Origin of the sequence: Rhizobium sophoriradicis (genome assembly GCF_025200795.1) — a bacterium.
Classification (GTDB): domain Bacteria; phylum Pseudomonadota; class Alphaproteobacteria; order Rhizobiales; family Rhizobiaceae; genus Rhizobium; species Rhizobium sophoriradicis.
This window is the reverse complement of the sequence record NZ_CP104153.1, coordinates 259,601-282,338: the sequence shown is the minus strand read 5'-3', so window position 1 is coordinate 282,338 and position 22,738 is coordinate 259,601. Positions and strand designations below refer to the sequence as shown.

The following is a 22,738-nucleotide window of genomic DNA, read 5'->3' as shown; positions in this document are numbered from 1 at the left end:
AGCTGGCGACCACGTTCGCCGGAATTAGCATTATGAAGTTAGAAGTGCTTCATAATGCTCAACGCGTCTGGAATGAACTGATCAAAGAGGCACACTTGGTGTTAGACGTCCATCGTCACAGATGAGTGAATTTCCGTGGCAGTTGAGGTAAGGTGGAAAGTTGGCCCAGATTATTTGGTGTCGGCGATCTAAACCTGTGCTGACAACCGCAAAGTCGCGCGGATCTAACGTCAGATTCAGCTCGGGCTATCCGGGAACAGATGACGGCAAACGCACTGTCGCGCCCACCGTCTCAGCTACTGGCCGCGCGTCGCGACAGCCATTGCCGCATCATGCTCCATCGTCAACGCATCAAAACGCTGATCGCTGCGGCGTGGAGTTCCTCGTTGGCAGAAGCGATAATGCGGCCTCCGTTTTCCGGACGCGATCCGTCAAAGGTCGTTACTTTGCCCCCCGCTGCCTCGATAAGCGGAATTAAGGGCACGATGTCGTAAGGCTGCAGACTGAATTCGACGCAGATATCGATGTGACCGGCCGCCAACATGGCGAAAGCGTAACACTCACCCCCATATCGGGTCATTTTGACCGTCGCGTCGAGCATATCAAATCGAACGTCGGGGTTCCTGCGCACGCCTTCGGGCGAGTTGGTATGCAAAACTGCATCCGCGAGCCGCGTGCACGCACTTGTCCTCAGACGTGTCGTGGCATTGTTCGTCCTGAGCCAGCTCACCCCGCTATGGGCCCAAAATCTCTCTCTCGTGATCGGTTGGCTCATCAAACCTGCGGTCGCTCGCCCTCGCTCGCAGAAGCCAATCAGAGTTCCCCATACCGGAATTCCAAGCAGGAAAGGACGGGTGCCATCAATCGGATCGAGGACCCACTGGCAGGCTCCAGTTCCCGTGACGCCGTATTCTTCACCGACAACGCTGTGATCGGGAAACTCCTCGGAGATCAGCGCTCGCATTGCCAATTCGGCCTCTCGATCCGCTTCCGTCACTGGATCGAAGCGGTAGCCCTCTTTTGGCTTTGTTGTCGTCTCAAGCTTTTGCCGAAATCGCGACACTGTCTCGCGATCGGCAGCGTCGGCTAATCTGTGCAGAAAATCCGCCGTAGGAAGGTTCATCGTTTATTCCTAGCTCGTTGGTCTATAAGCGTGGCAACACCGTCCGTCGGCTGACGCTGAGTTTCACGTCCGTCTTTGATCCTGACGAATGTCACGCAAATCTGCGCCTCTTATGCCGACGAAATAGCGTGCGCCCTTATGCTGATGCCAATTAGGCACCGCTTCGCAGGTCGGCGATCTTTTCAAAGGTTATTTTGATATGGTCGAAGTGAGCCTTTGAGCCCTCTCCTGTCGGCGACTGAACGCCAAACCCAACTTTAATTGGACGCTTACGAATGCCCGGGATAGCGAACCACCGCAGAAACTGCCAGAATTTGCCGTCCTCAGAAAAATGGAATGCAATCGTATCCCCGTCGCAATAGACGCGTAGCCAGACAGCTTCTCTGTGGAAGTTCGGGCCGTCGCAATCGTCCGATGTCGTCCGTGTAACAACGCTTACGATTGTCGGCTTCCTGGCAGCCGAGTATTCAAACGCGAGTTTTGCCCAGTTATCCTCGTCGGTCTGCACGAAAATGGCGCCCGCGTCGTAAGGCGACGAGAACTCAACTGAAACCCTGGCGGTAACTGCGAAGGTCTCTTCAGCGACTTCCGTGCCTAAGGAAAGCACGTCGTTTCGGCGAAAGCTGTCAGCTGGATGATGGAACCAGTCAGTGCTTCCATTGGCAGTTAGCGTCAAGCTGGTATCGCCGACCACCGCCGTTCCATGGTTTTCACCCCTAATCTGCAACCTCTGCAAATTCATCTACAACCTCCACTTCGATCTAATTTCGACTGCTGTGTTCTGGGGCTCGGTGGGAAATTTGCCCGACGAGAACACGCGCCCTGGTGAGAGAGCTAGCAACGCAACAAAAACGGCATTAAAATCACACAGAATTTCAGGGCTACAATTTCGCAATAGCCTCAAACCTGACGCGATGTGACGTTGTCGGTGGATCCGCGAATAAGCGCCGCTTCGAGGGAGTGGGACGCGAATTGCGATAGTTTAGAACTTTTGGAGGTCAGCCGGCCACCGTAGTCATAAATACGCGATTCTTATCTGGTCGCCTTGAATGGATATGAACCGGCGACGCTCCATTCAAATCTGAGATTGTTCTACCTGCAACACGCTTGCAATCGATACCGGCTCAAAGGGCAAGGCATCGCGACACGCTCACCGTTCAAACCGCTCTAGCATTTTTCTTAACTGCGCGTTTTGCGCCTTTAGCTTTCTTGCCAGTTGATTCCTGAGTACCCTGATCTCTTCGTCGAGGCTCATGTCCTCTGCAGTGTCGTTAGCTTGGGAAAAATTCGCAGCCGCTACCGCCTCCTGGCCGCGCCTCCTTTGCTTGCGCGGTGCCACCTCAACAGCTCGCTTGATGTTGTTCTGTGCAGCGGTGACGGCTATACCGGTACCGCCGGAGTAAGCGGGATCAGTGGCCTCCGCAATCTTGGCGGCTCCGCGCTCGACCTCATCGCGGCCACCATTTACGGCTTCTTCGGATTGCACAGGCTCGACAGAGATTGCACCGGCTTGACCGTGACGAGGTAGCTCCTCGCTTGCCGGTCGATAGTCGCTAGGCAGGCTCTCCTCGCCAGCCGTTTCAGTCGGACCGGAAATAGGCAACGCCTCCGGCATCACCTTCTCCGTCGAGCCGCTTTCTCGCTTTTGTTCGCGCCCCGGGGAGATCAGTCGGGCAAGAAGTTTCCAGGGAGACGCCATCTATCCGACCTCGCGTTTTATCCCGCAAGCAGGCAGTGAGTGCTGCTTCTGGCAACAGCATCCCCGCCGCCAAAATGCATATCTTGATAAGCATGGAAATGCGGCCGACGGTTGACCGGCTGCTTTTATCAATCGAGCTTGAGCCGTTTGCGCAGATCGGCATTTTCAGCGCGAAGTTTTTCGGCCAGAAGCTTGCGCAGCCGTTGATTTTCTTCTTCCTACTGCAGGAGATCCGCCATTTCATCGATCGCTGTCGTCGGCGCGGCCGAGGCTGTCTGCACGGCCTTCGGAGCACGGCGCACAGGTGCACGCTTGGCGCTCGCCGCACCTTCGATCACCTTTGTCTTGCGTCCTCTCCTCTTCACGCCACCGGCGCCGGCCAGAGCAGCCGCTGGCTCTGCCGTAGCGTCAGCTGACGCGGTCTCGAGTGCCGCCGCTTTCTTGGCGCGGGGTTTGCGCTGTTTCTTCGGCGCAACGGGCGTTTCGACAACGGTTGGTCCGTCGCCATTGGTTGCAGTATCAGTCTCGTCGGCCATGCTTATCTCCTGTGTATCTGATGCAGTTGTCGACGCCCCGAGAGGCGGTGTCAACAACGACTCGGCCTGTTCTGTTTTTGGCAGAGACATTTCACTATGGGATTTGCCATTCTGAGAGCTGCCTGACAGAAACGGCATTGCCTCTTCCTCCAGGTCGCGAGCGACGGACTTTAGATCCACGTTGCCCCAGATCGAGTTTGACCTGGTATCGAGTTTTCGCCTGCCGCCTTTGTACTCGACGGCAAAACTGCGTTGCACTTTTTTCAATATCAGAGCCTTGGAGAATCCGCAGGATTGTTTGGTGATATGCTGGTACATCACGCATAGCGCCTACCGGACTACCAGTCTATACCCACCGTCATTCCGATCCACCGCATCATTCCGGGAGCAGAATTTGTGGCCAATCTAATGGGGGCTGCGGACGGTCTATACGCCCAAAGTTCTTGAAAGGAAACGGCGACCAGTAGTTCGTCTCGAGACTTCTCCAGGTTCCCGACGATCCATTAGGCAACAAGCAGGTCGCTGCGCCGCGCCAGAACCGGCGACCGCGCTATCTCAGTATCAGTGGCGTAAGAGGTATTTATTGATCCAATATCATTGGTGGCGGTGATTGCGGCTTCCTGTCAACACCGGGTGTCCGCGACTCGAATCGTAATCTCCCGGATGTGCTGACGGAAAATCTGTCGGAACTCTCTGAAGTTATCGAACCCGAGAGCAGTTGGCAGCCGACTCGCAAACGGTCGCGTCTTCTGCCACATCGACAACGGCATTCCGGACGGCATCAGCACCGATGTGAACGGAAGTCTCTGGTCGAGCGCAGGCAATGGCATCCATTGCTTCGACTGGACGGGAAACTGATCGGCAAGGATCTGTGCCCCCCAGACCGTTGCAAACCTCACCTTCGGCGGGCCCAAACGCAACCGCCTCTTCATGGCCCTATTCGGTCTACATCGCAGCAACCGGCGCCCTATAGGTCGCGGCACGTTCCGACTTCTTGTGTGACGGGATTCTCATCGAGGGGTTCCGGCGGCCGTCTCCCTATCTTGCTATTGGCAAGGCACTGAAACATGCGAACGCCGGATCCAAGCGTTACAGTTTAATAAGACCCCACTAACTTACGCTTAAGTTTTAGTTAAAATGCGATTCACTGTGTTTGCAGATGATGGCCGACGTTTTCGACAGCTGGCGCGTTAAGACGCCATGCACCAGATTTACCGCCAATGGCAGCACTCCTCCCAGAACGCGACAAGCTACCGCGCCAAATTCATCTTGGCGACAGAGATCCTGAAATCAGATATGTCTTCTCGTGAAATCCGCCGAGCTGCCCGCCGCGTCGTTCGTGCGCTCGAGGCCGTCATCGACCTTCCCATTGCCGGCGCTGATGTACTGAGGACGGCGCGGGAGCACTTTGGAGCGTTGACGGAACTCCTCGCAGCCGTCGAACCCCAGCCAGCCGGTGATGATGGTCCCGAGCCGCGAGGGCCGCGACAACAAGCTAACGTAACCTTTGGCCATGGGGACCGGGAAGGCTCGGCTCCTGACATGGAGCCGAGCGGGTTTGAGCAGCGAGATCGCCACGTCGAGCGGTAAGCAATGCGTGAACTGGCTAACCCTCCGACCGAACTGACCTCTCAAAAACCCTCGCCAGCCGTTGCGCGAATTTTCGGGGATCTTGTGGCCGTTCGCCGTCGAGAATGCGCGCTTGATCGAGCAACAGGAACGTTGCGTCCTCTTGATAAGACGCATCGTCCTCGACGGCCGCGATGGCTTTAATCACGGGATGTACCAAGTTGATTTCGAGGATCGGTTTCGTGGCTCCCTGGAGACGACCTGCGTTTTGCAGGATCTTTTCCATCTGCCTGTCATAGCCGTCCTCCGGCGCAACCAAGCAGACCGCGCTCTCCGTCAAGCGGTCGGATGCCCGAACATCGGCGACCTGACCGGCCAGTTTTTCTCTTGCGAAGCCAATAAATGTCGCCAAACCGGCGCCGTCCTGTTCCGGTGGCGTTTGATTGTCGAGCCTTGGAAATTGCGCCAAATCCGCAGTTCCCTGCGTGATCGATTTGAACGCCTTTCCTTCGAATTCCGGCGCGTTCACCACCCAGAAGCTGTCGACTGAGTCGGTTAGCAGCAGCACTTCGATGCCTCGCGCCCGAAACCCTTCGAGCTGGGGCGACGCCCTCAACTGGTCCAGGCTGCCACCCGCAAGATAGTAGATGGCGTCCTGGCCTTCTTTGGCGTCTTTGACGTATTCGGCAAGTGAACGGTGTCCTTCCGGCGATGCCGACGTGTGAAATCGTGCAAGCGCCATCAATTGTGCACGCCGCTCGTAATCCTCGTAAATGCCCTCCTTCAAGACGGGTCCGAAATTCTCCCAGAACTTGAGATAGGTCTCCGGCTCGCCGTCAGCCAGTTTCTGGATCGCGGTGATAACCCTATTGGTGACACCCTTGCGGATTGCCGCCAGAATGGGGCTCTCCTGGATCAACTCGCGAGACACGTTGAGCGGCAGGTCAGCCGTGTCGACCAGCCCTCGAACGAAGCGCAGATATCTGGGCATCAGTTCCGCATCGTCGGTAATGAATACCCGCTTGACGTAAAGCTTCATCCGTCCTTTGCGCTCGGGATCAAACATGTCGAACGGCTGCGTTCCCGGTACAAACGCCAGGGCTGTGTATTCGTGCCGCCCCTCGGCACGAAAGTGCACAGTCAGGGCCGGTTCGTCGTATTGCCCAGATAGGCCGCGGTAGAAATCGGTATAGTCTTCCTTGCTGACTTCGCTCCTCGATTTGGTCCACAGCGCAGTCCCGTCCGTTATCTGGACCGGCTCGCCACCGGGTTTGTCTACAATGCGGATCGCGACCGGGACGTGACCGGATTGCTCTTTGACGATTCGTTCGACGGTCCACCTTGAGGTGTATGTCCTGGCATCTTCCATCAGATGGAGGACGATGCGCGTACCGCGGGGTGGCGCTTCGACGTGGTTTGCCGCCTCGACACTATAGCTTCCCTTCCCATCCGAGGACCATTTCCAGGCCTCCTCAGAGCCGGCGCGACGGGAAATCACATCGACATGCTCGGCGACCATAAAGCAGGAATAGAAGCCGACGCCGAACTGTCCGATCAATTGTGCGCCTTCAGCGGCCTTGTTCCCTGCAATCCGCTCCATGAACGCCCGCGTCCCCGACCTCGCGATCGTACCGAGCGCCTCAATCATCTCGTCACGCCGCATCCCGATGCCGTTGTCCTCCACGACAAGCTGCCGGCTCTCTTCGTCAAGCCGCAGCGTGATGCGGCTCTCGGCATCGGCCGCCAGCAGAGAAGGCGTCTCGATCGCCTCATAGCGCAGCTTCTCGCAGGCATCGGCGCCATTCGAGATCAATTCGCGCAGGAAAACGCCCTTGTCCGAGTAAACGGAGTGGACCATCATATGCAAAAGGCGGGCAACATCGGCCTCAAAGACGTGGCTTTCAGCGGTCTGTTCGACAGTTGTCGTCATGTGCTCGGATTCTCCAAAGAAATGCAATTTGCGCCGATCAATTGGCGAAACCAGGCTCAAAATTCAAGATGCGAAAACAGACGGCCGCGGCCCGCGCAGTTGCCATTTTCCATTGCAGCGGCTGAATGGCCAGAGCCTGCCCTGTGCGCCGATTGCATGGGATTATTCCAATATGCGGGTCAAAACCCCGCTAGGTCTTCATTAATCCGAAACAGGTTGTTGCTGTGCGAGAGTTCGCCAACACCCACATCCATGGCGCTGCGCCGCAAAAGGATGGCGCACCAAGTTATTATCCCGTCAGAGAGGCGATCAATGAGGTCGTTAAGAAGCCAACTGTCCAGCATGTCGAACCACAGGAACTTCTAAACTTGACCGATGTTGTAGTTCGTACGCAATACAGAGCAATAGCTGCGAGGCATGATCAAATACGTGCTGGCTATCTTCGTTGTCGCGATAATTATAGCGGTGACGTATTTGGCCTTCTTCACGCCCGGACAAGCATAAGCTCTGCCCGCAAGTCGACAGTGGGAACCGTAGTCGATTGTCTCGGCACCGGACCCAGTGGGTTTGCCGGCCGCATGGAGCAGGTGAGATGAGCGAGAACTTCAGCGCCAAGGAAACGTTCGCGATATACGGCGAGAGTGCAACCACGATCATCTACGTTCGAGATGGTTACGCCACCGAGGAAAAGACATTCCCGACGATGCGCGATGCAATCGACTATCTGAAGGCATTTGACCCTATTCCGTTTGGGATTGATCTCCACATCCGCGCTCACGGTCGCGACATACCGTTCAACCGTGACAATATAGCGAAGCTGATGCGCGAGCCCTGAATAGGACAGAACCGCAAACGTGCTATCTAAAATCCTACCAGCTCAGGTGGCGGGCTGTGATCGCATTTGTCGCGATTAATGAGCTAGTTGGTGAACGCGCGAGTCGGGTGAGTTTCCGCCAGCATATGATGCCTTTTGACGAAGCGACGAAAATTCTCCGCAACGGCACTCACCGGGAATCTTCCAGCGGCAGCTTCACGACACGCTCTGTATAACGTCTCGTACGCCAGTCCTCGGCGCTCTTGCGGCCAACTTTCCAGGTATTCTAACACCTCGTCGAGGGTTTTGACTTCGTCAACGAGATACCCGCGTTGAACGCAGATGGCGCGATTAAGTTGAGCAGTTGGTGTCATTCTCAGTGCTCCCTCCTACGCGGGACTTGGGAATACGATGCGGTGCATCTGATGGGATAATGACCCGAGAGGTTTTTATGGTTTCATGTGCGCGAAGTCCTGTTCTTCATGATGTTCAGGAGCTCGTTCTGGTTCTTGCCCGCAAGCGGCCATCGCCGCGCTTTCTGCAGGTTTGGCTGGCTAACGCAGGTCTCCAGCCTTCTAGCCAATAAACTGTCGGCCGCCCAACATAACAGGAGAACTAGATGCTTAGGGTGATAGCAACAAATAGTTGAGCAGCCTCATGTTCATTACCAAAAAATAGGAGTTACTGTCACGTTTATTATATCTTCCGGAAGATTCTGTCTTGAAACGTACAGTTCAAAATAGGCGTTTTAGTTTAAGTAACAACGAAGGATCGCCACCTTAGAATATAAAATGCCATGCGGTCTGCGGGGCTATTCATAGCGATGTGATCTCCTTGAGACTTGCGGCGGTTTCTTCCAACGCAGCCGCCTGCTGTTCGGTCCGCTTGGACAGGTCGTCGGACTAATTGCTGAGCTCGCCTGTGCCGGAATTGATCGCGGCGATCGCCGCGCGAACTTGCGTTGAGCTCTCCGAATGAGCCCTCGCATCTCAACGGTGAGATCTCCATGCGCCAATGCCGCGATGACGCACTGCGCCTTACTGACGCCGAAGCGCACCGAGGTCACGAGCTCGTTAACGCTTGCCTCGAACCGATCGAGATCAGGATTATCATAGGTTTTGAATCCGCCGGCTAAGGTCTCCGGCAACAGCAGCAGCTACGACGGTCGAAATGTTGGACGACAGACCGAGCTCTTTCCTTGAAGGGCACGTTCCTGTGCATTGAGGTGATGCATCCTAATTCGTCTTGCTTGAACACGTTCAGAGCGGCCACCATTTCACCGATTTTATCGTTCCAGCAGTCCCTTGACTGCAGCGACCAATGAGTGGAGCTGGTGAAAATCTCGGCTCACGTTCTCGCAGGGAGTATCTTCCAAGCAACTATTTCGCGCGGCAGCTCCCGGGACCGCTCTTGCGACGCCCAAGCCCCAAACAGCGAAATGCCCCGCCAGGACGGGGCATTTCTTACCAGTCTGATGCGACCCTATCAGGGATGCCGCACCGAGGGGAGCGGCAGGTAGAAGGATGACATAGTCCATAAAATCGTCAATTTACCTGAACTTACTAATCCTACTGTGGCGCTGGCCTTGTGCTGAGATCAACCCGACGTAGGGCCTCAGGCCCAATTCTTCTGGCGGTGCTTACGCGGCGCGCGATCGGCCACATCCTCATCGCTCTGGCATCAAACGGTTTCATAATTCCGCGTGGGTCTGGATCCGGAGACAGCCAACGCTCGTAATCCTCGGGACGAAGAACAACTGGCATACGGTTGTAGACTGCCGAGATCATCTCGTTTGATTGGCAGGTGACGACGGCGAAGCTCCGGATATCGATGCCGGCCGGGTGGCGCCATTCTTCCCAGATGCCCGCCAGCGCGAACATCGAACGGTCCTTCATAGCGACAGCGTAGGGCTGCTTCTTGTAAGTCCCGGCCTGCCATTCAAAAAAGCCGCTGACCGGCACCAGGCAGCGACGCGACCGGTAAGCGTCTCGGAATATCTCATTCGAGGCTATCTCTTCACGAGGCGCGAGGGCAGGCAGCTGGTGACGCGGTCGTTCCATCCATGACGGAATGAGGCCCCAGCGAGCGATGGCAAAGGCAGGCTTTGGCCGAACACAATCGAGTTCCAAGTTCTGAATGATGATGTGATAAACTTCGGCGGGAGGGCCGTTGTAACGAGGGAGGCGTTCCCCCAGGTCGTAAACCTTGCCCCGCTCAGCAAAGCTGAAAGCTTCTGCCAGTTCGTCAAACGATTTGTCAATGTAGATGCGGCGACACATGGGCGGGTCTCGTATCGGATCGGACGTTCGATAAGTGGCGCCGATGAATCATCAGTCAATATCGACTAAAATAAGGCTCGGCAGCGTCTCGGCACAGCCTGGTGACCCTCTTTGCTCAGGGCTCGGATATTCTCGGCCATGATCGCTTGCCGCACATGAACTCCGTTCAGGCACTCGAACTTGGGCGCTACCCCGGCGCGGCGGCAAGCCTGAAAATGAAGGTCAGTGCCTATTGACCACGCCAATGCATCACGATTTCGAAGGCTTATATCTCGACGTTCAACCTGCTCAGGCCATCGGCGTATCGCATTGGCCGAGAGTGCGCTTCTGATTGCAGCAGTCATTCCGCAGCCCTGTGTACCTTCAGACCAGCGAATCCAAAGTCTTCGGCTAGGAATCGTACCAGAGTGCACAGAACTTAAAGAAAATCGTAACGAATCCCTCCCTTGTACGTTTAACGAGAAGGTCAGCATGTATTTGCACGAAGGAATAATGAAGCAAGCCGTCAGCATCGAGGAGGCGAGGCTATGGCAGAAATCTTCCAAGAAAGGGCAACAAACAGGTTGATACGCTGCCTTCCTGATGAGGCATTCAGGCTCGTCGCCGCTTATTTGCGACACGTCGATCTGCCGACAGGCACCCCGTTGGTCGAAGCCAACAAACCGATCGAGCATGTTCATTTCATCGAGAGCGGCCTGGCTTCGATGGTTACTTCAAGCGCGGACGGCAACAGTCTCGAAGTTGGCAATATTGGGTATGAAGGTATCAGCGGCTATCCTGTGCTCCTCGGTATTGATCGAACGCCGAACCGCACCTTCATGCAGGTCGCCGGATCGGGGCTTAAGTTGTCCGTCAGCCGATTTCTCTCACTCCAGGACAACCCGGAAGCTCACCTCTTGTTTCTGCGCTACATCCACACTCGGGAGCTGCAGCTGGCTTACTCTGCATTAGCGGCGGCAAGATACCACGTGCACCAGCGCTTGGCCCGCTGGCTGCTGATGTGTCATGACCGTCTTATCGTGGACGACATGCCGCTTACGCACGACTTCCTCGCATTGATGCTGGGAGTTAGGCGTGCCGGCGTCACGGTTCAATTGCACATCCTTGAAGGTATGCGGGCCATCAAGTCGACGCGAGGCAACGTCCATATCGTGGATCGTCGAATCCTCCTTGAGGTTGCTGGCGCATCCTACGGTGTCCCCGAGGCAGAATACGAACGACTGATCGGATCGGAGCTGGCGAGCCGGGAGAGACCGCCAAAATTGAGCGGAGCGGGCTGGTCACGCTGATACGGCTGGAAATTTGTTGTTGCCGAATCGCGCGGTTCGGCTGCACGTCCAATCGGTGCACGGCCTTCGTCATCACTGACCCATCCAAACGTCCTGGCAAGTTCGGTGCGCGTGGCGCCGCCGGCGTTTTCTTCCCGCGAGTTCTGCGCTCTTGAACCCATAAGATGCTGAATTATATCAGTGTTGTCGATTGCCAAATAGGGATCGACACAAAGGTCCAGGAGACGCCAAGCGCTCTTGGCGTCTCCTTGTATCCATGTTGCTTGCAAGGAGGATATGGCTATGAGGACAAACCTCGATTTCGCTCCCCTGTTTCGGTCGAGCATCGGCTTCGAGCGGATGCTGAACGCGCTTGAGGCTGCACGCCACGCCGAGACAAACGACAATTGGCCGCCCTACGACATCATCAAAATCGGTGAGGATGATTACCGGATTGCTATGGCAGTGGCGGGCTTCTCGCAGGACGAACTGGCGATTACTCAAGAGCAGAACTTGCTCATCGTATCGGGGCAGAAGGCGAACGGCGAAGATGTGCAATATTTGCATCGCGGCATTGCCGGAAGCTCATTCCAGCGCCGGTTCGAACTGGCCGATCATGTCAAGGTTGTCGACGCCGGTCTGGTCAACGGTCTGCTGACCATCGATCTCAAACGCGAAATTCCTGAAGAGATGAAGCCGCGCCAGATCGAGATCGGAAGTGGTCACGCAATGCCGAAGGCCGAGACCAAGCAAATCGAAGCCAGGGAACAAGCGGCCTAACACTTCCGTGATGAATTCCGACGGCGCCGGGCCAAGCCCGGTGCCGGCGGAAGATCTTGCGCAACCACGAGAAAGGAGAAAACCATGAGTGTTCGTGATTTGATTCCCTGGGGCCGCAACAACGGCAATCAGGTGCCGAGTCTCCTTCGCGACGACGACCGCGATCCCTTCCTGTCGCTCCACCGCGAGGTCAACCGGCTTTTCGACGACGTTTTTCGCGGCTTCGGCTCCAGCCTGCCGTCTCTTCGCGGCGCCAGCGACTTTGGCGCCGGCTGGCCGAGTGTCGAGATCTCCGACACCGACAAGGAAATCAAGGTGACGGCCGAAGTACCCGGCCTTGAGGAAAAGGACATCGAGATCTTCCTCGATGACGGCGTGCTGACGCTGAAGGGTGAAAAGCGGTCGGAAACGGAGGACAAGGAGAAGCAGTTCTCGGAGCGCCACTATGGCCGTTTCGAGCGGCGCATTCCGCTCGGCACCGAGGTCAAGGAGGACCAGGTCGACGCCACCTTCAAGAACGGCGTTCTGACCGTCACTCTGCCTAAGACCGAGAAGGCGCAGTCACAGGTCAAGCGAATCGCCGTCAAGAGCTAGTGGGTCCACACCACCCGGCGGTCGGCCTTGTGGCGGCCGCCGGCATTCTCGCCAACAAGGAGGGATAAAATGATGGAGTTGATTAGGGAGATGCATCATTCAGGTACGGGACCGATGTCCGATATCCGGCCCTCGAATGATAACCGGCGGAAGTCTATGGCTATTGGACGCTCCGTATTTCCCGAGGATGCCATTGCCCGCATCTTCAAGCCATCGCGCTCCACAATGACATCGGGCAAAGCGCGAACGACAGGCTGGCGGCTTGTCTTTGAACACCGGAAAGCGCAGTTCATCGAGCCGCTGATGGGCTACACGGGCTGTACTGACACACTCCCCCAAGTGGAGTTGGAGTTTCCGACCCTTCAATCCGCGATCCGCTACGCCGAACGCCAGGGTCTGACATACATCGTTAAACGTCTGGCGAGCAAGGCGGCCGTTCCGCCGAAGCGGAGAACCTACGCGCAATCCGACCGGCCTTCTCACGCCTTCTCCGACGCGACGTTGGAGCAGCTTGGTCTGACGGAGCTTCAGGCGAGTTATGAACAGGCGTTAGACGAGGCGGCCAACCGCAACGATGCTCCTGGTACTGCGGCAGGGACGGCGCCCATCGACGTCGTTCGAGATCCAACGCTGTCGCTTGAGAAGAAGCGTTCGATCCTGATGAACTGGGCCTGGACCGAGTACCTGATCGATCAGGCGACCAACGAGGGCATGCCAGAGAACAATCGGCCTTCGCGCCTCGAAGAGGTTGAGCAGGCGATGCTGGCGCTCGAACGGGATGCCAAGCATCTGGATCCTCAGCCCGCGACTGAGCAAAACGCCGCGTAAGGTGCAGCCATGGATCCGTTGAATGTATTCGACTGCGAGAGAGTTCTGGCGAACAGGTTCGCACTGGCGGTGGCAGCGGCCGCGCGCAGCCGTTCACTCAATCGAGGAGCGGAGCCGAGGCTTGAGATGCCGGGCGCTACCGCGAGCGAAATTGCACTAACGGAGATCGCGCAGCGCAGCTTTCTGCCGGATGAACTCGCCCTGTTTCTGATCGAACCAGCAGAGGCAAAGCCGCCTCATTCGAGCGAACCCCCAATCCAGGTCCGCGGCGGCGGCAGGCATGCCGAGGCCGCACCCGTCTCCGAATCGTCCGAGGCGGTCCATTGATGCTGCCAACTAACGACAAGGAGGAATGAAAGATGCTGAATCCATGTCCGGCGAACATCGGACGGCTTTCGATATCATCAATATCGTTGCCGGCCTTGCGCTTTTCATATCGCCTTGGCTGCTCAGTTTCACCGTAGAAAACGATCCGCCTGGAATGCCTGAATCGCCGGCGCGACCATAGCCGTGATCGCCGCGGCAGCCCTCCATGCCTTTTATGAGGCGGAGTGGCTCAATCTTGGCTGGGCATATGGGCCTTTGTCGCTCCATGGGACCTCGGCTTCTCGGCCATAACAGCAGCCATGTGGGCCCATGTGATTGCCGGCATAGTCGTCGCGGAACTTGCGGCCGGCAGCATCTGGTTTACCCATCACCATTCGCTGTCGACCGCTTGAGTCAATTGCAAGCGGGCCGGGGAACCCTCGGCCCCCTCCGTTGTTAAACAGCCCATTGGTTGGTGAAGCCATTTCACGGAGCAGACCATGTCAGATCTCACCCCGAGGTTCCACGGGATTGTAGCCCCACTTGCTTTTGCCCTTGGCGCCATTTTGATAACCGTCACGCCGGCCACACCGGAGACGGCGGGATCATCGGCGGCTCCTTCCTCCAGCTTGCCGACGCTGGCCCCCATGCTTGAACAAGTCACCCCGGGTGTGGTCAACATCGCAGTCGTTTCAAAGGCGCCGGCAGAAGACAACCCTCTTTACAGCGATCCAGCTTTCAGGCGCTTCTTTGGTGTGCCAGAGCAGCAACAGAGAGCCAGAATGAGCGCCGGCTCCGGCGTGATCGTCGACGCCGCAAAAGGTTATGTGCTCACCAACCACCATGTCGTCGACGGGGGAACTGAGATCTCCGTCACACTCAAAGACGGCCGGCGGTTCTCTGCAAAACTGATCGGTAGCGACAAGGAGACCGATCTCGCCCTGCTCCAGATCGACGCTCACAATCTTACGGCTATCCAGATCGGAGATTCCGATGCCCTTAAGGTGGGGGACTACGTCGTCGCCATCGGGAACCCGTTCGGACTTGGGCAAACCGTGACCTCGGGTATCGTCAGCGCCTTGGGGCGAAGCGGTCTGAACATCGAAGGCTATGAAGACTTTATCCAGACCGATGCCTCAATCAACCCGGGCAATTCCGGCGGCGCGCTGGTCACACTCGAGGGCAAGCTGATCGGTATCAACACCGCGATTCTCAGCCCCGCCGGAGCCAATGTCGGTATAGGCTTTGCGGTACCGAGCAACATGGCGGCTTCAGTCATGGACCAGTTGGCCAACCATGGAAAGGTGGAGCGCGGCAAGCTCGGCATCGGCATCCAGGATCTTACGCCGGACTTGGCTGAAGCTCTCAGACTTGGCGACCTGCGCGGCGCGCTTATCGCGAATATCGAACCGGGTTCTGCGGCCGAACGCGCCGGGCTGAAGACCGGAGACGTGGTAACAGCAATCGACGGACGTCCCGTCCATGGCTCAACCGACCTTAGAAACCGCATCGGGCTCACGCCCGCAGGCAGCAAGGTCAGTCTGACTGTGAAACGCGGCGATGACGAGCAGATAATCGCCGTCACGATCGAAGCCGAGGAGAAGGCGCTGCCAGACGTCTCCGGCACGCCCCTCGAAGGGGCCAGGATGAGAGATGCATCCAGCGCCGGATCTCAGATTGGAGGCTCCGGCGTGGTGATCGAGAGCCTTGCGTCTGGGAGCGCGGCCGCTCGCGCCGGCCTTCGACCCGGCGATATCATCGTTGCGGTGAACAGGGTTCCAGTTGCTTCCGTCGCCGACCTACGACGGACAATCGCCGAGAGACCAGCCATCGTGGCGCTTGAATTGATCCGCGATGGCGGTCGCTTGCTGTTGGTCATCCGGTGACAGGGAGCGGCCGCATGGAGATGAACAAGAAAACGCAGTTTAACATCGGGTATTGGATCGCCGCCTTCTTCATTCTGATGGCGATCCAGTATTTCTTTGCAACGGCGACGCAGGTGGCGCGCATTCCCTACAGCCAGTTCGAAGCAGACCTCCGCGCCGGAAAAATCGCCGAAGTCGCCGTCTCCGACAGATTTATCCAGGGCCGCTACAAGCAGCCTCAGAACGACAATGCATATTTCGTCACGACCCGTGTGGAGCCGGATCTGGCTCAGCAGCTTCAAGAATACGGCGTGGTCGTAGCCGGCCAGATAGAAAGTACATTTCTGCGCGATCTCCTGTCCTGGCTCATCCCCGTAGCTCTCTTCGCCAGCGTCTGGATGTTCATGCTGAGGCGCATCGGCGGCGGGATCGGCGGCGGCCTGATGCAGATTGGCAAGAGCAAAGCGAGGATTTACGTCCAATCCGACACCGGCGTGACCTTCAACGACGTAGCCGGCGTGGACGAGGCAAAGGAAGAACTCAAGGAAGTCGTCGATTTCCTCAAAGACCCGGCAAGCTACGGGAGACTTGGCGGTCGCATGCCGAAGGGTGTTCTGCTGGTCGGCCCACCCGGGACCGGCAAGACCCTGCTGGCGAAAGCGGTCGCAGGTGAGGCCGGCGTACCGTACTTTTCGATCTCCGGCTCTGAATTCGTCGAAATGTTCGTAGGCGTCGGTGCCGCTCGCGTCCGCGATCTTTTCGAACAGGCGCGTGCCAAAGCGCCGGCCATCATCTTCATCGATGAACTTGATGCCCTCGGGCGCGCTCGCGGCATTGGCCCCATGGCGGGCGGACATGATGAGAAGGAGCAGACGCTGAACCAGCTTCTGGTGGAGCTCGATGGCTTCGATTCTTCTACCGGTCTCGTGCTGCTTGCAGCGACCAACCGTCCGGAAATCCTCGACCCCGCTCTCCTTCGGGCCGGGCGTTTCGACCGCCAGGTATTGGTCGACCGCCCCGACAAGGCGGGCCGTATTCAGATCCTCAAGGTGCATCTGAAAAAGGCGAAGCTGAAACGGGAAGTCGAGGTAGAGCAGATTGCTGCCCTGACACCGGGGTTCACGGGCGCCGATCTTGCCAATCTTGTCAACGAGGCGACGCTTTTGGCCACCCGGCGCAAGGCAGATGCAGTCGCCATGGAAGATTTCAACAACGCGGTTGAGCGCATCGTAGCCGGCCTCGAAAAGCGAAACCGGCTGCTCAATCCAAAGGAGCGCGAAATCGTCGCCCATCATGAGATGGGTCATGCTCTGACCGCATTGGCTTTGCCAGGCGTCGATCCCGTCCACAAGGTTTCCATCATTCCGCGCGGCATCGGCGCGCTCGGCTACACGATCCAACGCCCCACCGAGGATCGTTTTCTCATGACCCGCGAGGAGCTCGAGAATAAGATGGCGGTCCTGCTTGGCGGCCGCGCGGCGGAGTGGATCGTCTATGGTCATCTTTCAACCGGCGCCGCGGACGATCTGGTCAAGGTGACCGACATCGCTCGCGCGATGGTCACTCGCTATGGCATGACCGAAAAGCTTGGCCATGTGGCGTTGGAGAAGGACCGACGCTCCTTGCTCTCCAACGACCAGCCTTTCTACGGCCCACAGGAACATCAGTATTCCGACGAGACCGCAGCAACGATTGACGAACAAATCCGCAGAATTGTCGATGAGGCGTTCGATAGGACGGTGGGATTGCTTGAAGTGCGAAAAAAGACACTGGAGCGGGCGGCGCGCCTTCTTCTCGAAAAAGAGACTCTCAATGAGACCGAATTGAAGTCGCTTCTGGTCGAACCTGCTGATCAGCTCGCTTGAATGAAAAACGATCTGTAGAGGCAAGGTGCCGAACGCACGGTTCGTCCGTGACGAGGACACGTCACTGATGTTCCTTGCCTGCAGGATGTGTCGCAATGGCAGAGGGTCCGAATGGCCATGAATGGTTGAACACCAGCGTCTTTAGATTTTCGACGATGGATTCAAACAAGCTGATAAGGCCGATCACGTTCTTGCGAATGAAGTCGTCATCCGCCGCGCCTTTCAGGAAAATTTCGCATCGAAGGTGTTGAATTTAAAAACTAGGATATTAACTTTGCTCAGCGCTGGATACCGGCGCGATCCTTGTTGATCACCAACGTTTTCAGTGAGGTAGGAATGAGCTCAAAGGCTTTTAATCGCCCCGTCTATCTAAAGGAACGGCAAGGTCTGGTTCGGGAGATAAACTCTTTGGCGGACGCCATTGATTTTCTTGAAGACTGGCCTGAGCGCGATCGAGACCTCGTCCATGAGGTGACCCTCAAGACGTGCTACATGGCGCACGATGGACATAAGCCGCTTGAGGTAGCGCGTGATGCCGTTAGAGCATTCGGCAGCAAGAAGGGTATCCTGATGAAGCAGCCTGCGGTTCAGGCGTGGATGATCAAGACGTCAATCGGCGGCGGCCGCATTTCGCCCTAAGACGCCACCCGGGGACAGGAGGCCGTTTGAAGCGCCGGGCGACCCCTGCCCCCGGGAAAGAGGCGGCGGAAGACGAACTGGCCGCCCGCTCTTCCTCAAGCCCGTGCAACGCCCTTCGGTGGCGTACGCATAATCTTGTTAAGCCGGTCGGCGGCCAGAATTCACTGTCGCGCCCGGCAGGCACGACAGATCGGCCGAGAGACCGAACATCTACTGAGCGACGAGGTGTTCCACGTCGGCCTCCTGCTGAATCCTGCCATTGATCACGATGGCGCCGAGCACCACCTTGCGCGAGCGCGGCGATGTTCCAACCGGCCTTACGCGACGCTTCAGTGCCGGCGGGCCAGCCAAGGAACGGCGATGCAAACTGCTCTACCCATCTAAGGTTCGCGCCAATAAAGTGACGGTTGACGGTTGAGCAGCATGGAATCGCCGAATTCATGCGCACGGTAACCGCATGCAGTTAGAGCGGTGGAGGCGCTGTCGAGTAGGCCGTTGTCCGCGAAGGCGCGCAACAGCTCGAAATGGCTTCCGCCGGGCTGGTGGACGCCAGTGAGAACCGCATCGACGACGCGGAGCGGAGTGCCACATGCGATACGCCCTGTCGCAATACCATCTCCGGCACGCACGCTGCCGTCGGGATTGGCGGCTGCTTCAAGGGCGCGCACCACGCTCGTGCCGATCGCGATGATGCGGCTGCCCCTGAGCTGCGCCCGCGCTACCTGCGCCACGGTACATTCAGGGATGTGGTACGGCTCGTCGAAGGGAAGGCGCGAGTCGAGCGCGGGATCGCCGGTGGAAGAAATCCCCGCGGCATGCGTGAGTGTTGCAAAACCGATCTCGCGCCGACGCCAAGCTTGCAGTGTGCGCCAGTCGAGCGCGAAGGAAGCCGATGGCGCCTCGAACGCGACAGGCCGGGCGGCAATTCTCGTCCAAACATCCCACAGTGCCAGCGGCTCGGGAACATGCGCGTATTGGATCGGCCTGCCATGCTGCGCCAGTCCTGCAAACATGGCTGCTCGGGTGCCTTCGAAGCTGAGCTCGACAAGGCGAGGATGGTCGAGAACGCGCTCGACCCTGGCTCCAAGTGGGCCGAGCTGGAGGCGATCGCCTGATGACAGCGCAGGCGGCGGCAGCCGATCTTCCGTGCGGGTGCGGTGATCACCAGAGCCGAAGACGATCGCAAGGAAGCGGACTGGAGCGGAAGCTGACAGCCAGCCGGCCAAGCGGATCTCGATTGTCTTTCCACATTGGAGATGCGTGCCGTGCAGGCTGGCAGGCAAGGTTGCGGCATCGTTGGCGACAACCAGATCGCCAGGATCGAATAACGTCCCGAGGTTAGCCCGCGGCAGGTCGCGCATCGTGCCGACCGCCTCCACGACGAGCAGCCTGGCCGATTGCCGATCGAGGCGTTCAGCGGCGATCACGCGTGGGCTCCGGCTGTAAGCGCATCGTGACTCGGCAACGCGCCGAGCATCTTTTCGATGATCTCGGCAGCGGCCAGCTCCGGATCTTTCAAGGTCGACCGATCGGCGTCCGGTAGCGCCAGCGCGTGCAGCGGGGTGTCCATGTCGCCAGGATCGAGGGCAAGAAACCTTATTCCATCTCCTTTCGACTCCGCGTCCCAAATCGCCGTCAAATGGGCAAGCGCTGCCTTGCTCGCGCCATATGCGCCCCAGCCGGGATAGGCGTTGACCGCCGCATCGCTGGAGATGTTGATCACAAGCGCGCCGCGGCCCTCGCCCGCGGACGCGGCAAGCGCACCAAACAGGGCTTTCGTCAGCCGGAAGACGCCGAGAAGGTTGACAACGAGCGCCGCTTCCAGCTCCTCGCACTCCGTATCAGCAAGAAGCGCCAGAGGCACAGGACCGAGGCTTGATGCATTGTTGATCAGGACGTCGACCTCGCCAAGGTTGGCAGTGACCTGCATCGCGATCGGGTAGATATCTTCCTTCTTGCCGATATCGGCGACAATGCCGTGCGCGCCCGTCTCGGCTGCGACGCGTTCGACATTCGCTGCGGTGCGGGCGACGAAGGCAACGCTCGCACCCTTCTTGGCAAGCTGCCGCACAAGCGCCAGTCCGAGGCCGGAAGTGCCACCGGTGATCCCTACGCGAAGTCCTTGAAGATCGATATTCGCCTGCATTGCGGTGCTCCTTCAATGGGTACGCCTAACTGCTACAAGTTCAAGTGAACTTGAAGTCAAGAGAGCTTCGTGCTTTTATTTATGCATGGATCCGATGCTGACCATCACCGACGTGTCGCGGCGCAGCGGCGTTGCCTCATCAGCTCTGCGCTTCTATGAGGAGCGTGGGTTGATCGCATCCGAGCGCGCCGGCTCGGGACATCGACGCTACCACCGGTCTGCATTGCGGCGGATCGCTTTCATTGTCTTTGCACAACGGATCGGGTTGACGCTTGAGGAGATCGGCGCCGAGCTCGCCAAGCTGCCGGCCGATCGCGTACCGTCACGTCGGGATTGGTCGCGATTGTCGAGTGTGTGGGCAAAACGTATCGACCAACGCATAGCCGAGTTACAGCGCCTGCGGTCCGGGCTTGGCGAATGCATCGGTTGCGGCTGCCTGTCGATCGACCGATGCCGCTTGGCGAACCCTGCTGACGTGGCAGGGCGCAAAGGGCCGGGGGCGAGGTATTGGCTGGGGTGAATGAGCCGCCAACAAAGCGGTGCCTTTGGCCGGCAAGTTCCCCTAACTCATTTAGGATATTCTTGATGAACGCGGACCCCGGCTCGTCCCACGCAGCTTAGAGCCTACATCACGTGGTGAAAAAGAGCGGTTTGGCTTGATAGTCCTGGCTCTTGAGCGGACTCGAACTGTCGGCACCATTTTATCTTCATTTGTCTTCGCCCACTTCGAATCAAATCAACTGCTTAGCCTTGATAGACGGCCTATTCTCCAAACGGAAGTTCAATTTCTTCGCGGTTTCTTATTGCGCCCTCGGTCAGGACCGTGTTGAGCCGCTCGGCATCTTGTGCTGGCAGCATTCCCGCCCCGGTTCGAATACCTTCTCGCCATGTAGGCCCGCGCTTCCATGCTTCGTTGTAGACGAGCGCCAAGTCGGCAGATCGCCTTGTCTGTTGCAGCGCTTCGAAGAGCAGCGCAGCTTGTCGGATGTCCTTCTCACGCTTCGCCGGCCCCTGCCCGTCGGTGTTTCGGCGGCTGGCGACTATTAGCTTGTGGACGGCATACCGGGACGGATCAGGGACGACGACCGGAACACCGCTTCGGTGGAGCAGCATCGTCCTGACGGGTTCCCTTATGAGGAAGTCGAGAAAGCGCAGTGGATCCGCGCTGGCGCCATCAAGAGCGGGCATCTTTGCCGGCTGATCGATGTAGTCATCCGAACCACGGTTCGACGTCAGGAACTCAACCCTGTAGCCGTCGGCATTCTGAAACGCTGACGAGACCGCGGCTCCCGATCGATGTGGAACTGGACGAAAGCTGGCGTCGACGCCCTGCAGCAACTCAAGGATCGGAGGCAGACTATCTTCAACCTCCCGACTGATGGCATAGTCCTGGGCGATGTCAGCATCGCCGGTCAGGATCGCAGCCATGGGAAGACGGACGCCCAGCAGCCCTGAATAGCACTGAAAGGCCACCGTGCCTATCAGAATACCCCGGAGCCGAAAGAGACCGCCATCGGCAAGAGCCTCGACGATATCGCCCGACATGGCGTCAGGGGCGATCATCCCGCCTTCGCGGGTCAGGGTATTTACCAAGCGCCTGCGAGCGCGTAGATCGTCCTTGTCCCGCTTATGATCAGCTACGCGCTGTGCGATAACCGGATCATCAGCGGAACCGACGTAACGACGTTTCGTACCACCATGTCCATCCGGGATGTCGAAATACCAGTACTTGCGCCCCTTGATGTTTGCGGGGGTGAACCGACCCTCCGGAGGGAAATCGGCCGTCCAAGCGGCGTCGAGCGAGCGCTGACCGAGCTCGGCGAGCATCGTCTGATACATGAGGTCGATGGACTTCATAGCTCGACTCCAGTGTTATACTGTTTTTCAAAAACAGTATAACGGTCGTGAGGATACGCCGCAAGATTGGCTGCCCCAGTTTCGTCGGCCACACTGCGGCTCATTTCGGATTGACGAGATCTACGTGAAAATCCGCGGGAAGTGGTATTATCTGTACCGCGCCATCGACAAACACGGCAATCCCATCGATTTCCTGCTCACCGCGAGACGCGACCTCGATGCTGCTAATCGCTTCTTTCGTAAGATGCTCAAGGACGAACCATTGCTCTCACCGGAAAAGATCGGCACGGATGACGCCAATACCTTACCCTTAACGATCAAGACGTCCGTGGAGGATGGGCTTCTCAGGCCGGATCCAGTCCACTATATCACCAAGCATCTACAACAAGGCATCGAGAGCGACTACTTCCGCGTGAAGAAAAACATGCCGAAGATCGGCGGCTTCCAGTCCTTCAACACCGCGCGCTGGACGATTGCCGGGTTCGAAGCGATGCTGTAGTTGCGGAAGGGCTTTGGCTTTTCCGGCGAGTGGACGGTCAACGACCGGAACAATCTGCTCTCGCGCCTCTTCGGACTTCAAGAGGTTAACAAAGCGTGAAGAGTTGGGGATATCTCGGCTCAAAGCAATCTACCGCCAGCT

General features: G+C 57.7%; 22 protein-coding genes and 4 pseudogenes. 14 read left to right on the top strand and 12 right to left on the bottom strand.

The genetic code is table 11. The features are described 5' to 3' along the window. Positions 1-343 precede the first annotated feature (343 nt). From hisN to N2597_RS23275, 5 genes and pseudogenes are all read right to left on the bottom strand, one after another. The gene (hisN, locus tag N2597_RS23295; protein ID WP_183599417.1) at positions 344-1,123 is read right to left on the bottom strand and encodes a histidinol-phosphatase; all 780 of its coding nucleotides are present in this window, start codon (positions 1,121-1,123) and stop codon (positions 344-346) included. A gap of 151 nt (positions 1,124-1,274) precedes the next feature. Next, positions 1,275-1,865, bottom strand: coding sequence for a DUF1349 domain-containing protein (locus N2597_RS23290; protein WP_183599419.1), 591 nt, complete (start codon positions 1,863-1,865; stop codon positions 1,275-1,277). A gap of 408 nt (positions 1,866-2,273) precedes the next feature. Next, complete coding sequence (locus N2597_RS23285) at positions 2,274-2,822, bottom strand: hypothetical protein (protein WP_183599421.1); 549 nt, start codon at positions 2,820-2,822, stop codon at positions 2,274-2,276. Beyond that, positions 2,704-3,066, bottom strand: a complete 363-nt coding sequence (locus N2597_RS23280; protein WP_183599455.1) for a hypothetical protein — start codon at positions 3,064-3,066, stop codon at positions 2,704-2,706. The genes N2597_RS23285 and N2597_RS23280 overlap by 119 nt, the downstream gene beginning before the upstream one ends. Then, a pseudogene (locus N2597_RS23275) lies at positions 2,951-3,625 on the bottom strand (transcriptional regulator). The gene N2597_RS23280 and the pseudogene N2597_RS23275 overlap by 116 nt, the downstream one beginning before the upstream one ends. Before the next feature lie 453 nt (positions 3,626-4,078). On the opposite strand from N2597_RS23275, the pseudogene N2597_RS23270 reads away from it, so the two are divergent. Next, a pseudogene (locus tag N2597_RS23270) lies at positions 4,079-4,331 on the top strand (SMP-30/gluconolactonase/LRE family protein); the annotation flags it as partial. A 317-nt stretch (positions 4,332-4,648) separates the two neighbouring features. Here the strand turns inward: N2597_RS23270 and N2597_RS23265 are convergent. Beyond that, the gene (locus N2597_RS23265) at positions 4,649-4,873 is read right to left on the bottom strand and encodes a hypothetical protein (protein WP_183599423.1); all 225 of its coding nucleotides are present in this window, start codon (positions 4,871-4,873) and stop codon (positions 4,649-4,651) included. A gap of 91 nt (positions 4,874-4,964) precedes the next feature. Continuing rightward, on the bottom strand, positions 4,965-6,857 hold the full coding sequence (gene htpG / locus N2597_RS23260; protein ID WP_183599425.1) for a molecular chaperone HtpG: 1,893 nt from the start codon (positions 6,855-6,857) through the stop codon (positions 4,965-4,967). 592 nt (positions 6,858-7,449) lie between these two features. Here htpG and N2597_RS23255 point away from each other — a divergent pair. Further along, a complete protein-coding gene (locus tag N2597_RS23255) occupies positions 7,450-7,692 on the top strand; it encodes a hypothetical protein (protein WP_040112714.1) in 243 nt (80 codons plus the stop codon). 83 nt (positions 7,693-7,775) lie between these two features. Here N2597_RS23255 and N2597_RS23250 read toward each other — a convergent pair whose 3' ends face one another. Together N2597_RS23250 and N2597_RS23240 are read right to left on the bottom strand one after the other, a co-directional pair. Continuing rightward, the gene (locus N2597_RS23250) at positions 7,776-8,045 is read right to left on the bottom strand and encodes a DUF982 domain-containing protein (protein ID WP_010059857.1); all 270 of its coding nucleotides are present in this window, start codon (positions 8,043-8,045) and stop codon (positions 7,776-7,778) included. A 1,194-nt stretch (positions 8,046-9,239) separates the two neighbouring features. Further along, positions 9,240-9,950 (bottom strand): SOS response-associated peptidase, encoded by a 711-nt coding sequence (locus tag N2597_RS23240; RefSeq protein WP_183599427.1) that lies wholly within the window; start codon positions 9,948-9,950, stop codon positions 9,240-9,242. 101 nt (positions 9,951-10,051) lie between these two features. Here N2597_RS23240 and N2597_RS23235 point away from each other — a divergent pair, with 101 nt between their 5' ends. The 10 genes and pseudogenes from N2597_RS23235 (at position 10,052) to N2597_RS23190 (ending at position 18,095) form a co-directional block, all read left to right on the top strand. Continuing rightward, positions 10,052-10,186 carry a hypothetical protein gene (locus tag N2597_RS23235; protein ID WP_280953894.1) on the top strand — a complete coding sequence of 45 codons (135 nt, stop codon included), beginning with the start codon at positions 10,052-10,054 and terminating at the stop codon, positions 10,184-10,186. Positions 10,187-10,477: 291 nt separating this feature from the next. Beyond that, positions 10,478-11,239, top strand: coding sequence for a Crp/Fnr family transcriptional regulator (locus N2597_RS23230; protein WP_040112712.1), 762 nt, complete (start codon positions 10,478-10,480; stop codon positions 11,237-11,239). Between the two features lie 282 nt (positions 11,240-11,521). Then, the gene (locus N2597_RS23225; protein ID WP_040112711.1) at positions 11,522-11,998 is read left to right on the top strand and encodes an Hsp20 family protein; all 477 of its coding nucleotides are present in this window, start codon (positions 11,522-11,524) and stop codon (positions 11,996-11,998) included. A gap of 84 nt (positions 11,999-12,082) precedes the next feature. Further along, entirely contained in the window at positions 12,083-12,592 is a 510-nt protein-coding gene (locus tag N2597_RS23220; RefSeq protein ID WP_009994705.1) for an Hsp20/alpha crystallin family protein, read from the top strand. Between the two features lie 72 nt (positions 12,593-12,664). Beyond that, the gene (locus N2597_RS23215) at positions 12,665-13,420 is read left to right on the top strand and encodes an NADH dehydrogenase ubiquinone Fe-S protein 4 (protein WP_040113143.1); all 756 of its coding nucleotides are present in this window, start codon (positions 12,665-12,667) and stop codon (positions 13,418-13,420) included. 9 nt (positions 13,421-13,429) lie between these two features. Further along, positions 13,430-13,747: a DNA-directed RNA polymerase subunit omega gene (locus tag N2597_RS23210; RefSeq protein ID WP_040112710.1), complete on the top strand. Its 318-nt coding sequence runs from the start codon at positions 13,430-13,432 to the stop codon at positions 13,745-13,747. Positions 13,748-13,790: 43 nt separating this feature from the next. Continuing rightward, a pseudogene (locus N2597_RS23205) lies at positions 13,791-14,139 on the top strand (SPW repeat protein). 87 nt (positions 14,140-14,226) lie between these two features. Next, complete coding sequence (locus N2597_RS23200) at positions 14,227-15,612, top strand: DegQ family serine endoprotease (protein WP_040112709.1); 1,386 nt, start codon at positions 14,227-14,229, stop codon at positions 15,610-15,612. 14 nt (positions 15,613-15,626) lie between these two features. Beyond that, entirely contained in the window at positions 15,627-17,456 is a 1,830-nt protein-coding gene (gene ftsH / locus N2597_RS23195; RefSeq protein WP_210201889.1) for an ATP-dependent zinc metalloprotease FtsH, read from the top strand. A 336-nt stretch (positions 17,457-17,792) separates the two neighbouring features. Further along, positions 17,793-18,095 carry a DUF982 domain-containing protein gene (locus N2597_RS23190; protein ID WP_020919986.1) on the top strand — a complete coding sequence of 101 codons (303 nt, stop codon included), beginning with the start codon at positions 17,793-17,795 and terminating at the stop codon, positions 18,093-18,095. Positions 18,096-18,475: 380 nt separating this feature from the next. Here N2597_RS23190 and N2597_RS23185 read toward each other — a convergent pair whose 3' ends face one another. Together N2597_RS23185 and N2597_RS23180 are read right to left on the bottom strand one after the other, a co-directional pair. Continuing rightward, the gene (locus N2597_RS23185) at positions 18,476-19,522 is read right to left on the bottom strand and encodes an S-adenosylmethionine:tRNA ribosyltransferase-isomerase (protein ID WP_040112708.1); all 1,047 of its coding nucleotides are present in this window, start codon (positions 19,520-19,522) and stop codon (positions 18,476-18,478) included. Further along, positions 19,519-20,241 (bottom strand): SDR family NAD(P)-dependent oxidoreductase, encoded by a 723-nt coding sequence (locus N2597_RS23180; protein WP_052272703.1) that lies wholly within the window; start codon positions 20,239-20,241, stop codon positions 19,519-19,521. The genes N2597_RS23185 and N2597_RS23180 overlap by 4 nt, the downstream gene beginning before the upstream one ends. A gap of 85 nt (positions 20,242-20,326) precedes the next feature. Between N2597_RS23180 and soxR the strand changes: the two genes are divergently transcribed. Further along, entirely contained in the window at positions 20,327-20,761 is a 435-nt protein-coding gene (soxR, locus tag N2597_RS23175) for a redox-sensitive transcriptional activator SoxR (RefSeq protein ID WP_010059864.1), read from the top strand. 242 nt (positions 20,762-21,003) lie between these two features. Here soxR and N2597_RS23170 read toward each other — a convergent pair whose 3' ends face one another. Then, a complete protein-coding gene (locus tag N2597_RS23170; protein WP_040112707.1) occupies positions 21,004-22,098 on the bottom strand; it encodes a nucleotidyltransferase family protein in 1,095 nt (364 codons plus the stop codon). Positions 22,099-22,168: 70 nt separating this feature from the next. Between N2597_RS23170 and N2597_RS23165 the strand changes: the two are divergent. After that, positions 22,169-22,696: pseudogene (locus tag N2597_RS23165) on the top strand (IS6 family transposase); the annotation flags it as partial. Between the last annotated feature and the right edge of the window lie 42 nt (positions 22,697-22,738).